The sequence below is a fragment of the Bradyrhizobium sp. IAR9 genome, from assembly GCF_013408065.1.
Lineage (GTDB): Bacteria > Pseudomonadota > Alphaproteobacteria > Rhizobiales > Xanthobacteraceae > Bradyrhizobium.
In genome coordinates this window covers 34,748-47,259 of the sequence record NZ_JACBZW010000021.1, presented here as the reverse complement: position 1 = coordinate 47,259, position 12,512 = coordinate 34,748, and the positions used below count along the sequence as shown (strand labels likewise).

Below are 12,512 nucleotides of genomic sequence, written 5' to 3'. Positions count from 1 at the left end.
AATCTCCGGATTGGCCGGGATCATCGCAGATCGCGGGGGAAGCGCGAATGACGTAGTTCCCTCGATTTCAGCCGGCCTTGATCTCCCTGAGCGGCAATCGCGAGCTCTCCTTCAGCCTGTCGAGCACGATGGAAGAGCGCACATGCGCCACGCTCTGGTGCGGCATCAAGACGTCATTGACGAGGTTGGAGAGACCCTTGAGATCGCGCAGCACCGCCTTCAGCACGTAGTCGGCGTCACCGGTGAGGGAATAGGCCTCCTGAATTTCGTCGATACGGCCAACCAATGCGCGAAACCGCTTCGAATTATCCGGCGAGTGAGTCGCGAGCGTCACCTGGATGAAGGCGACCACGCCGAAGCCGAGTGCCTCGCTGGAGAGATCGGCGTGATAGCCCGCGATCACCTTCTCCTCCTCCAGCCGCATCCGCCGGCGCGAGCATTGTGAGGCCGAAAGCCCCGCGAGGTCGGCGAGCTCCTGGTTGGTGAGGCGGCCATCGTCCTGGAGCGCGCCCAGGATCCTGAGGTCGAAGGCGTCAACCGAAATCATGCGTCGTTTGCCCATATTATGCACGGATCGTGCACATGATAGCCAAAGACCGTCCCGTTTGCACGCTCTTTGCGGGCCCCATGAAGGATAGTTCCTCCCAGCAGCAATTTGGGAGAGCCGCCTATGGGACCGTTTCCGCACGATGCACCGCCGGCCACTGTTAGCGCCGACAATCCGATGGGCACCGATGGGTTCGAGTTCGTCGAATATGCGCATCCCAATCCAGAAGAGCTGCATGCGCTGTTCAAGCTGATGGGTTATGCGCCCGTCGCGCGCCACAAGACCAAGAAGATCACGGTCTACCGCCAGGGCGACATCAACTATCTCGTCAACGAGGAGCCGGGCAGCCACGGTTACGAGTTCGTTGCCACGCACGGGCCCTGCGCGCCCTCGATGGCGTTCCGCGTCGTCGATGCGAAGGCGGCCTATGACCGCGCGATTTCGCTCGGTGCAGAGCCTGCCGATGTGTCATCGGCGCAGAAGACGCTCGACGTGCCCGCGATCAAGGGCATCGGCGGCAGCCTGCTCTATCTGGTCGACCGCTACGGTGCCAAAGGTTCGGCCTATGATGCCGAGTTCGAATGGCTCGGCGCACGCGATCCGCGGCCTGCCGGCGCTGGCCTGTTCTATCTCGACCATCTCACCCACAACGTCCACCGCGGCCGCATGGATGTCTGGGCCGGCTTCTACGAGAAGCTGTTCAACTTCCGCCAGATCCGCTTCTTCGACATCGAGGGCCGCGCCTCCGGACTGTTCTCCCGCGCGCTGACCAGCCCGGATGGCAAGGTCCGGATTCCGATCAACGAGGATGCCGGCGATTCCGGCCAGATCGAGGAATATCTGAAGACCTATCGCGGCGAGGGCATCCAGCATATCGCCTGCGGCTGCCGCGATATCTACCGCACCATCGAAGACCTGCGTGACGCCGGTCTGCCGTTCATGCCGCCGCCGCCCGAGACTTATTTCGAGCGGATCGACGCGCGCCTGCCCAAGCATGGCGAGGACCTCGCGCGTCTCCAGAAGAACGGCATCCTGATCGACGGTGAAGGCGTGGTCGAGGGCGGCCAGACCAAGGTGCTGCTCCAGATCTTCTCGGCCAACGCGATCGGCCCGATCTTTTTCGAGTTCATCCAGCGCAAGGGCGACGACGGATTCGGCGAGGGCAATTTCAAGGCTCTGTTCGAATCGATCGAGGAGGATCAGATCCGGCGCGGGGTTTTGAAGGTGGATGCGGCGTAGGTTCTAGCCTCACGCACACTGCCGTGGGGTGGGCAAAGCGAAGCGTGCCCACGTCCCGCCCAATTTATACGAAGAGTGGGCACGGCGCTCCGCGCCTTTGTCCACCCTACGCGACCTTTGTCCGGGTGAGACTTACCTCTTCCACGCCTGCATCACCGCGCCGATTTCCGCCGGCTCCGGCTCACGCACCGCCGACGGTGTCCGCGAGAAGCGCGGCGCCGGGGCGGGCTGCTTCACGCCGTGGCGCTCGACGAACACGTTGCGGGCGACCATGTGCGGATGCTGGGTTGCTTCCGACATGGTCAGCACCGGCGCGAAGCAGATGTCGGTGCCTTCCATGATCTTGCACCAGTCCTCGCGCGTCTTGCTCTTGAACACGGCCTTCAGCTTCTCCTTCAGCGCCGGCCAGGCCTTGGGGTTCATCTGCGCGTCGAAATCGGCATCCGTCAGGCCCGCATGCTCGCGCAGCAGCGCGTAGAACTGCGGCTCGATCGAGCCGATCGAGACGAAGTGCCCGCAGGCACATTCATAGACGCCGTAGAAGTGCGCGCCGCCGTCGAGGAAGTTCTGGTTGCGCCCTTCGGTCCAGCGGCCGAGCGTGGTCATGTCGAAGAAGAACGACATCAGCGAGGCCGCCCCGTCGCACATCGCGGCATCGACGACCTGGCCCTTGCCGGATCGCTGCGCTTCCAGCAGGGCTGCGAGCACGCCGACGACGAGATAGAGCGCGCCGCCGCCGAAATCGCCGACCAGATTGAGCGGCGGCACCGGTGCTTCCTTCGTGCCGATGGCGGCCAGCGCGCCGGTGATGGAGATGTAATTGATGTCGTGGCCGGCCGCGTTGGCGAGCGGGCCTTCCTGGCCCCAGCCGGTCATGCGGCCATAGACCAGTTTGGGATTGCGAGCGAGCACGACGTCCGGCCCGAGCCCGAGCCGCTCCATCACGCCGGGACGAAAGCCCTCGACCAGCGCATCGGCGCTGGCAAGCAGGTCGAGCACCTCTGCGATCGCCGCCTTGTCCTTCAGGTCGAGCTCGATCACCTTGCGGCCGCGTCCCGCCACCGACTTCATGCTCTTCTTCGCGCCGACCCGGTCGAGCGTGACGACGTCGGCGCCCATGTCCGCCAGCATCATGCAGGCGAACGGGCCAGGGCCGATGCCGGCGAATTCGACGATGCGGAAGCCCGAGAGCGGGCCGGAGGCGCGGACGGTCGAGGTGGGCGCTGATTTGTCGAGCACGTTGTTGTTTCCTCGGGTCGCGGGCGGATGCCGATGGTTCGGCATCGCCGCTGACATTATTCTTGGAGCGAGTTAATCGGCTGATTAACTTTTCTCGCCTTCATGCCAGCGAGGCAAGCGCTTTTGATGCCGCACCGCCAAAATAAAACGGCGCGCACCGAAGTGCGCGCCGCGGAAAATTTGTGTCGAGGCGCTATCAGCGCGCCGCGGCCACCGCGCGCTGCGCCATTACCTTGACGAGGTTGGCGCGGTACTCGGCAGTGCCGTGGATGTCAGCCAGCAATCCGCTCGCCGAAATGCTGACGCCATCGATCGCCGACGGCGACCAGTTCGCCTTCAGCGCGGCTTCAATCGCAGGCACCCGCATCACACCGGATTGCGAGGCACCAGTCGCGGCGACGCGAACCTCGCCCGATTTGGTCTGCGCGACGAACACGCCGGTCAGCGCAAAGCGCGAGGCCGGATGCCGCATCTTCTCGTAGCCTGCTTTCGCCGGCACCGGGAACGACACGGCGGTGATGATCTCGCCGTCTTCGAGCGCCGTGGTGAACAGGCCCTGGAAGAAGTCCTCGGCCGAGATCGACCGCTTGTTGGTCTTCACGGTGGCGCCGAGTGCGAGCAATGCAGCGGGGAAATCCGCGGCGGGATCGTTGTTGGCGATCGAGCCGCCGATCGTACCGCGGTAACGCACGGCGGGGTCGCCGAGCACCGAGGTGAGATAGGCGATCGCAGGAATCGCCTTCTTCACATCGGCATTGGTCATGATGTCGTAATAGATCGTGGCGGCCTTGATGGTCAGCGTGTCGCCCGACAATTCGACGCCCTGCAGCTCCTTGATCTTGCCGAGGTCGATCACGTCGGACGGGCTTGCGAGGCGCTGCTTCATCACAGGCAGCAGCGTCTGGCCGCCGGCAAGGAACTTGGACTCGCTGCCCTTGGCGAACAGGCTTGCAGCCTCGTCGACCGAGGAAGCGCGATGATAGGTGGTCTGGTACATCTTCGTTCCTCCCTCTTAAGCCGCGTTGATCGTGCGCCACACCCGATCAGGGGTTGCGGGCATTTCCAGATTGTTTTTGCCGATCGCATCCGTGATCGCGTTGATCACGGCCGCAGAGGCGCCGATCGCGCCGGCCTCACCGCAGCCCTTGATGCCCAAGGGATTGCCCGGGCAAAGGGTCGTGGTGTGGGAGAGGTTGAAGGAGGGCACATCGTCGGCGCGCGGCATGGCGTAGTCCATGAACGAGGCCGTGACCGGCTGGCCGTTGGCGTCGTAGATCGCGTGCTCGAGCAGCGCCTGTCCGATGCCTTGAACAAGGCCGCCATGGACCTGGCCCTCGACGATCATCGGGTTGATCAGCCGGCCGAAATCGTCGGCCGCGACGAAGTTGACGAAGGACGTCTTGCCGGTGCCGGGGTCGACCTCGAGCTCGCAGATATAGGTGCCGGCCGGGAAGGTGAAGTTGGTCGGATCGTAGAAGGCGCTCTCCTTCAGACCCGGCTCCATCCCGTCAGGCAGATTGTGCGCGGTGTAGGCCGCGAGCGCGACCATCGGCAGGGCAATCGCCTTGTCGGTGCCGGTCACCTTGAACTCGCCGTTCTCGATGACGATGTCCGCTTCGGACGCTTCCAGCGCGTGCGCGGCGATCTTCTTGGCCTTGGACTCCATCTTCTCCATGGCCTTCAGGATCGCGGTGAGGCCGACGGCCGCCGAGCGCGAGCCGTAGGTGCCCATGCCGAACTGCACCTTGTCGGTGTCGCCATGGACGATCGAGACCTGGCTGATGGGAACGCCGAGGCGATCCGCGACGAGCTGGCAGAACGTCGTCTCGTGGCCCTGGCCGTGGCTGTGCGATCCCGTCAGGATCTCGATGGTGCCGACCGGGTTGACGCGCACCTCGGCCGATTCCCACAGGCCGACGCCGGCGCCGAGGCTGCCGACCGCCTTCGACGGCGCGATGCCGCAGGCCTCGATGTAGCAGGACACGCCGATGCCGCGCAGCTTGCCTTGCGACTTGGCTTGCGCCTTGCGCGCGGCGAAGCCGGCATAGTCGATCGCCTTCATGGCGGCATCGAGCGAGGCGTTAAAGTCGCCGGTGTCGTAGGCCATGATGACGGGCGTCTGGTGCGGGAACTGGGTGATGAAGTTGGTCCGGCGCAGCTCGGCCGGATCGACCTTGAGCTGCCGCGCCGCCGTTTCCATCAGCCGCTCGATCAGATAGCTCGCCTCGGGGCGGCCCGCGCCGCGATAGGCGTCGACCGGCGTGGTGTTGGTGTAGACCCCGATCACCTCGGCATGGATCGCCGGGATGTTGTACTGGCCCGACAGCAGCGTCGCGTAGAGATAGGTCGGCACCGAGGACGAGAACAGCGACATGTAGGCGCCGAAATTGGCGTAGGTCTTCACCTTGAAGCCGGTGATCTTGTTGTTGGCGTCGAACGCCATCTCGGCATGGGTCACATGGTCGCGGCCGTGCGCGTCGGTGAGGAAGGCCTCGGTGCGGTCGCCGGTCCATTTCACGGGACGGCCGACCTTCTTGGAGGCCCACAGCGCCACCATCTCTTCGGGATAGATGAAGATCTTGGAGCCGAAGCCGCCGCCGACATCAGGAGCGATCACGCGCAGCTTGTGCTCGGGGGCGATGTTGTAGAACGCCGAGAGCACGAGGCGGGCGACGTGCGGGTTCTGCGAGGTCGTATAGAGCGTGAAATGCTCTTCCGCCGCGTCGTAATCGGCGATCGCCGCGCGCGGCTCCATCGCGTTCGGGGCGAGGCGGTTGTTGGTGACGTCGAGCTTGACCACATTGGCGGCCTTGGCGAAGGCGGCATCGGTGGCGCCCTCGTCGCCGATCACCCAGTCATAGACCTGGTTGCCGGGAGCTTCGGGGTGAAGCTGCGGCGCGCCAGACTTGATCGCGGCCTGGACGTCGGCGACTGCGGGAAGTTCCTCGTAATCAACGACGACGGCCTCGGCCGCATCGCGCGCGAGATTCTTGCTTTCGGCGATCACGACCGCGACGGCCTGCCCGACGAAGCGCACCGTCTCCGGCGCCATCGCCGGCCATGCGCCCATCTTCATCGGGCTGCCGTCCTTGGAGGTGATGGCCCAGCCGCAAATGAGATTGCCGACCTTGTCGTCGACAATCTCTCGGCCCGTGAGCACGGCGACCACGCCCGGCATCTTCAGCGCGGCGGAGGAATCGATCCCCTTCACCTTGGCGTGGGCGTGCGGGCTGCGGATGAAATGGGCATGGGTCATGCCCACCAATTTGATGTCGTCCACGTACCGGCCCTTGCCGGTGATGAAACGCTTGTCTTCCTTGCGCACGACGCGCGCGCCTATACCTTCAACACCCATGTCTGGTCCTCCCGACCGGAAATTTCTTTGACCGCGCTTTCCCTCGAAAGCTGCAGCCGTGGTTCTTTTCGAGGCGCGCCGCTTTACTCGGCCGCCTGCGAGACCTTCATGCGCCCGGCTGCATCCAGCACGGCTTTGACGATGTTGTGGTAGCCGGTGCAGCGGCAGATATTGCCTTCGAGCTCGGTGCGGACGGTGGCTTCGTCGAGCTGGCCACCATGGCGGTGCACGATGTCGATCGCCGACATGATCATGCCCGGCGTGCAATAGCCGCATTGCAGGCCGTGATTGTCGCGGAAGGCGGCCTGCATCGGGTGCAGCTCGTCGCCCTTGGCGATGCCTTCGATGGTGGTGATGCTGGCGCCGTCGGCCTGGCCCGCCAGCATGGTGCAGGATTTCACCGCTCGGCCGTCCATGTGCACGACACAGGCGCCGCACTGGCTGGTGTCGCAGCCGACATGGGTCCCCGTGAGATTGAGATGATCGCGCAGCAGTTGGACCAGCAGCGTGCGGTCCTCGACGTCGACAGCAACGGCCTTGCCGTTCACTGTCAGTTTGACTGTAGACACGGTGTCGTCCTCCCAGAATGTTTGTAGTTATTCCAATTAGAAACAGCGCGATGAAACTTTGCAACTGGGATTTTGGGTCGCCGGGTGTCACGAAACGGTCGTCGAGGCGCCGCGATCAGACAACACCGATCCTTGTCGCCGCCAGTGCATGGCGCGACCCGTCTGAAACTTGCAAGGAGATGGTCTCTCGCGTCTTCCGCGGCGTCCTGCTCGGCCATCGCGCGAAGGCTGCTCGCCCCGTGGATGTCGGTCCTGGCGCCGCCGATTGTCTCTCCCTTGAGACGACTCCTGTCGTCGCTCCGCAAATAGGAGCACGGCCGGGCAACTTTGTAATCGCGATCTTGGTAGTAGGGCTTTGCACGATAAGCCATTGATTTTATTGGAATGTTTATCCGCCATGACGAGCCGGACCGGCTTGGCCGGCCTGCCGGGAGGCGGCCTGCCCAAGTCCGCCCTGATCCCTGGCGATCGATGGACGCGAAGAAGACAACCAATCTCTCGAGATGGTTTCGCCGCCGAGCATCACCCTCGTGCCTGAATGCGGCCGGTCAAAGCGAGCTGCAACGATACAGCGACATTGACGGATATTGTAACCGCTCAGCAGCCCTCGCCGCGGTTGAGCCGTCGTCGTGATTTGCGGTCGTCGCTGATGTCGACTTTCGACGGAACGCGCGGATGGCCACACGATGTTGCCGCAATCCGATCGCTGGTTTCGAGCTGCCAACAAGCGACAAGAAACGAGTGCCGACAACGAGATGAGCGGCCAAGCCCGCCAGTGATTTGCACTACTACCTTCCGCCTATACTAAGCGCGAAAAGGCGATGCTGTAATTTCCGTGATGGTTCGCAGTCGAACTGCGTATCGAAAAGCGCAAAAGCGCATCGGCGCTCAACGTGGCGCGCAAAGCAACATCACGGAGGGAATAAATGACCTTTGGAACGAGGGGCTTCTTGGCCGGCATTTCGATGATCGCGATGCTGGGCGCCGGCACAATTGGCGTTCGCGCCAACGATTCACTGCTCAAAGCGCAATCCGATTCCAATCAATGGGCGGTCGCGGGCCACGACTACGCCAACACGCGTTTCAGCCCGCTCAACCAGATCAACGCCGAGAACGCCGGCAAGCTGTCGCTTGCCTATTCGTTCTCGCTTGCATCGCTGCGCTCGAACGAATCCTCACCGATCGTCATCGGCAACACGTTGTACGTCTCGACATCATGGGGACCGAAATACGTCTATGCGCTCGACGCTGCGACCGGCGCGCGAAAGTGGACCTACGAGCCGGAGATTCCGGACGACGTGCTGCAATACGCCTGCTGCGACGTGAACAATCGCGGCGTCTCCTACGCCGACGGCAAGATTTTCGTCGGCCGGCTCGACGGCAAGTTGACCGCGCTCGACGCTGCGACGGGCAAGGCGCTGTGGACTTCGAAGGTGGTCGATTACAAGCAGGGCTCGGTCATCACCTCGCCGCCGCTGGTCGTGCGCGACAAGGTCATCACCGGCTTCGGCGGTGGTGAGTACGGTGTGCGCGGCGCGCTTCAGGCCTTCGACATCAACACCGGCAAGCTCGCCTGGCAGACCTATACCGTTCCGACGCCGGAGGAGCCCGGCGGCGATACCTGGAAGGGCGATTCCGCGCAGCATGGCGGCGGCGCGGCCTGGCTGGTCGGCTCTTATGATCCCAAGACCGATACCGTGTACTGGGGCACCAGCAATCCCGGGCCGTGGAACACTGCCGTGCGCTCGACCGGCAACGGCGATTTCGGCAAGCTGACCAATCTCTACACGGCCTCGACGCTGGCGCTCGACCCGAACACCGGCAAGATCAAATGGCATATCCAGACCACACCTGCCGACGCCTGGGATTATGACGGCGTGAACGAAGCCGTGCTCGCCGACCTCAACATCGGCGGCAGCAACGTTCCGGCGCTGATGAAGGCGGATCGCAACGGATTCTTCTTCGTCGCCAACCGCGAGACCGGCAAGGTTCTTTCGGCGGAGAAGTATGTCTTCTCGAACTGGGCGCAGAAATTCGATCTCGCCACCATGCGCGCGGTCGAGGATCCCGACAAGCGTCCGGGCCCCGGCCATCCCGCCAAGGACATCTGCCCCAATTTGATCGGCGGCAAGAACTGGCAGCCGATGTCGTTCAACCCGCAGACCGGCCTCGTCTACATTCCCTCCAACAATGTCTGCATGGATTGGTCGGTCAGCGACGTCGCCTACAAGCGCGGCGTGTTCTATCTCGGAGCCGAATTCCCGACCAAGGAAGGCCCCGGTGGCTTCCTCGGCGAGCTCGTGGCCTGGGATCCCGTCAACCAGAAGAAGGTCTGGTCCATCAAGGAAGACCTGCCCTTCAATGGCGGGACGCTGACCACTGGCGGCGGCCTGGTGTTCGCCGGCAACATCCATGGCGATTTCCGTGCCATCGATGCGAAATCCGGCAAAATGCTCTGGAGCAAGAATCTCGGCTCCGGCATCGGCGCGGGCCCTGTGACCTACATGGTCGACGGCAAGCAATACGTCGCCATCGTCGTCGGCCGCACGGCAGCGCTGCCCGCGTTCCTGGGCGAGGTTGGCAAGAAGATGACGGCTGCAGCTCCCGAGGGCGGCTCGCTCTTCGTGTTCTCCGTCCAGTGACCACTGGCGCGTGTATCCCCGAGTGACGGGATACACGCGCTCTTTTCCCAAAATGTGATCGCGTCGTTGCGGCCGAGGCCAGGCCTTGTCCCAACGTCACGCCAACGATGCCCAACCACGGGAGGTGAGGATGCGTCCAAATCGTTCTGGCCTTGGCCACAGCAGACGTCGCGCCATCGCAGCTTTGCTCGCATGTGTTGCCGGCTCCGCGCTCATCGTGCCAGCCGCCCCGAGCCGCGCGAACGAAGTGCAGCCGTTCCGGCTCTGTGCCGATCCGACCAATCTTCCGTTCTCGAGCAACAGCCCCTCGCAACCCGGCCTCTATGTCGAGATCGGGCAGGCGCTGGCGCGGGCGCTCGGGCGGCCGATCGCCTACGACTGGTACAAATCGTATTTCGGCAAGCGCACTGTCCGCGTCACACTGCTCGGCAAGCAATGCGACGCCATGATCGGCCTGCCGCGCTCCGAGGATTTCATGGGGCCGGCCGTGATCTTCTCGAGCACGGTTGCGCGTGAAGGCTATGCCCTCGTGACCGCAAAGGACCGGACGATCTCAGGGGTCGACGATCTCCGGGGCAAACGGGTCGCCGTGCAGTTCGCCAGCACGCCGCAAAACCTCCTGGCGATGCGTGACGACATCCAGAAGGTGACGGTGCTGTCGCCCGAGGAAGGCATGCAGGCGCTGGATCGGGGCAAGGCCGACGTCGCCTTTATCTGGGGACCCGTGGCCGGCTGGCTGAACAAGACCGTCTACCAGGATCGCTATCGCGTTCAGCTCACCGAAGGCGAAGGTTTGTCGTGGGACGCGGCGATCGGCTTCGCGAAGGCCTCGACAGAGCTGCGCGACCAGATCGATGCGGTCTTGCCGGACCTCGAGCGGACCATCGCCGATCTCAAGGTGAAGTACGGCCTGCCGACCGGTCAGCCTCTCCGCCTCAGCGCCGTGCAGACACCGGCGGGAACCACGACCGGCGCCGGGACCGGCGTGGCGCAAGTGGCCAACGTCGTCGCGACCGAGACCAAGGGCGACGCGCTGGCGTCAAATGCCGAAGCTGTCGGTCAGGGCAAGGAGATCTTCAACGGCACCTGTGCGCATTGCCATGGTCCCGACGCGATCCAGAGCGAGCGGAAGATCGATCTGAGGCTGCTGCGTCACCGCTACGGCGACGAGATGCGAGAGAAATTCTTGACCACGGTGCATGAGGGGCGTCCGGCCAAGGGCATGCCGTCCTGGAAAGAGGTCTTCACCGACAGCCAGTTCGACAACATCTACGCCTTTCTGCTGACGGTTCAGGTCGAATCGAACGACTGAATGGTCTTGACCGGACGGCATCGGGGAGATGTTCTAGGGTCCGTTTCGCATCCATCGGCACCAACGTCCGATGGATGCGCCCGCGCGATGGACCCCGGGGAAGGTGCCATGACCAGCTTCCTGATCATCGATGATCACCCGCTGTTTCGCGAGGCGCTCGGCAATGCCGTGCGGCTGGCGTTGCCGGAGGCCCGCATTCTGGAAGCGATGTCGATCGAGGACGCCTTGCGGGTGCTTTCGGTCGAACGCGGGATCGACCTAGCGCTGCTCGATCTTTCGCTTCCCGACGCAACCGGTTTCTCCGGCTTTCTCAGGCTGCGCGAGGCCTATCCGCGCCTGCCGGTCGCCATCGTCTCGAGCGAGGAGGATCAGCATGTGGTCCGCGAGGCGCTGGCGCTGGGTGCTGCCGGCTATCTGCCAAAATCCACGTCCAAGCGCGAGCTCGCGCAATCGATCGAAGGCGTGCTCGGCGGATCGGTGTCCGTGCCGAAGGATTTCGTGGCAGAGCCGCAGCGGAAGCGGGCCGACAGCAGCAAGGCACTCAAGGTCAAGCTCCGCGAACTGACGCCGCAGCAGCTTCGCGTGCTCGATCTGCTTCGTCGCGGCTATCCGAATCGGCAGATCGCGCAGGAGCTTCAACTCGCCGAATCGACCGTGAAGGCGCACATCACCGAGATCCTGCGCAAGCTCGGACTGTTCAGCCGCAACAAGGCGATCGTCGAGATCGGCAAGGTCGATCTGCCGGATCCGCGGCAGCGGCCCCAGCTAAGGACCGATCGCGGGAGGCCGCAATGAGCTGCTGGTCCGACTTGATCTGGATCAAGCAGGATTGCTCCGGCGACGGCATGCTCGCCGCTCTGATCGCTGACTTCGGTGACGAGCTGGGAACGGCCCAAATCTGATGCGGTTTCTGATTGTCGAGGATCATCCGCTGTTTCGCGAGGCGCTCGAAGGGGCGCTGCAAATGGCGACGCCGGATGCCGATATGCTTCAGGCCACCTCGATCGACGGTGCGCTCGAATTGTTGGCGTCGAGACCCGATGTCGACCTCATTCTCCTCGACCTGTCGATACCCGGGACGACCGGACTGTCCGGCATCATCCGCATCCGCAAGGCGTTTCCCCGCATTCCCGTCGTCATCGTGTCGGGACACCAGGACGCACAGATCATCTCGGGCGCATTGTCGCTCGGCGTATCCGGCTACATCCTCAAATCCTCGTCCAAGCAGGAGCTGGCGCATTCGATCAGCGAAGTCGTGCGCGGCGCGGTGTGTCTGCCGGCCGCTTTTCGCGCGCTGGCCCGCCCGCAGCGCTCGCCGATCGCGGCCCAGGATCTCCTGAAGCGCCTTCACGATCTGACGCCGCAGCAATTGCGCGTCCTTGAAATGCTCAAGCGCGGCCTGCAGAACAAGCAGATCGCCTTTGAGCTGAAGATATCCGAGACCACCGTGAAGGTTCACGTCTCGGATATCCTGCGCAAGCTGAACGTGCTGAGCCGCACCAAGGCGATCGTCGAAATGTCGAAGATCGATTTTGCCACGCTGGCGGGCTCCGGAGCTGCCGCGAAGCGCGACCGCGCCCGGACCGATCCGCCCGCATGATGCAGCCTC

10 protein-coding genes are annotated in these 12,512 nt (G+C 63.6%); 5 read left to right on the top strand and 5 right to left on the bottom strand.

The window, feature by feature from the left end; all coding sequences use genetic code 11:
* Positions 1-67: 67 nt before the first annotated feature.
* Positions 68-547 (bottom strand): Lrp/AsnC family transcriptional regulator, encoded by a 480-nt coding sequence (locus GGD67_RS36550; RefSeq protein WP_026202578.1) that lies wholly within the window; start codon positions 545-547, stop codon positions 68-70.
* A 123-nt stretch (positions 548-670) separates the two neighbouring features.
* On the opposite strand from GGD67_RS36550, the gene hppD reads away from it, so the two are divergent.
* A complete protein-coding gene (hppD, locus tag GGD67_RS36545; protein WP_179739703.1) occupies positions 671-1,786 on the top strand; it encodes a 4-hydroxyphenylpyruvate dioxygenase in 1,116 nt (371 codons plus the stop codon).
* 132 nt (positions 1,787-1,918) lie between these two features.
* On the opposite strand, the gene GGD67_RS36540 is transcribed toward hppD, so the two are convergent.
* From GGD67_RS36540 to GGD67_RS36525, 4 genes are all read right to left on the bottom strand, one after another.
* Positions 1,919-3,025: a CaiB/BaiF CoA-transferase family protein gene (locus tag GGD67_RS36540; protein WP_179739702.1), complete on the bottom strand. Its 1,107-nt coding sequence runs from the start codon at positions 3,023-3,025 to the stop codon at positions 1,919-1,921.
* A gap of 196 nt (positions 3,026-3,221) precedes the next feature.
* Positions 3,222-4,022, bottom strand: a complete 801-nt coding sequence (locus tag GGD67_RS36535) for a xanthine dehydrogenase family protein subunit M (protein WP_018321564.1) — start codon at positions 4,020-4,022, stop codon at positions 3,222-3,224.
* Between the two features lie 15 nt (positions 4,023-4,037).
* Positions 4,038-6,380 (bottom strand): xanthine dehydrogenase family protein molybdopterin-binding subunit, encoded by a 2,343-nt coding sequence (locus GGD67_RS36530; RefSeq protein ID WP_018321563.1) that lies wholly within the window; start codon positions 6,378-6,380, stop codon positions 4,038-4,040.
* An 83-nt stretch (positions 6,381-6,463) separates the two neighbouring features.
* The gene (locus GGD67_RS36525) at positions 6,464-6,949 is read right to left on the bottom strand and encodes a (2Fe-2S)-binding protein (RefSeq protein ID WP_018321562.1); all 486 of its coding nucleotides are present in this window, start codon (positions 6,947-6,949) and stop codon (positions 6,464-6,466) included.
* 926 nt (positions 6,950-7,875) lie between these two features.
* On the opposite strand from GGD67_RS36525, the gene GGD67_RS36520 reads away from it, so the two are divergent.
* From GGD67_RS36520 to GGD67_RS36505, 4 genes are all read left to right on the top strand, one after another.
* Positions 7,876-9,591, top strand: a complete 1,716-nt coding sequence (locus tag GGD67_RS36520) for a PQQ-dependent methanol/ethanol family dehydrogenase (RefSeq protein ID WP_246784522.1) — start codon at positions 7,876-7,878, stop codon at positions 9,589-9,591.
* A gap of 130 nt (positions 9,592-9,721) precedes the next feature.
* Positions 9,722-10,903, top strand: coding sequence for a c-type cytochrome (locus GGD67_RS36515; RefSeq protein WP_210286767.1), 1,182 nt, complete (start codon positions 9,722-9,724; stop codon positions 10,901-10,903).
* Positions 10,904-11,011: 108 nt separating this feature from the next.
* Positions 11,012-11,698, top strand: coding sequence for a response regulator transcription factor (locus GGD67_RS36510; RefSeq protein WP_179739701.1), 687 nt, complete (start codon positions 11,012-11,014; stop codon positions 11,696-11,698).
* A gap of 106 nt (positions 11,699-11,804) precedes the next feature.
* Complete coding sequence (locus GGD67_RS36505; protein ID WP_018321558.1) at positions 11,805-12,503, top strand: response regulator transcription factor; 699 nt, start codon at positions 11,805-11,807, stop codon at positions 12,501-12,503.
* Positions 12,504-12,512: the final 9 nt, after the last annotated feature.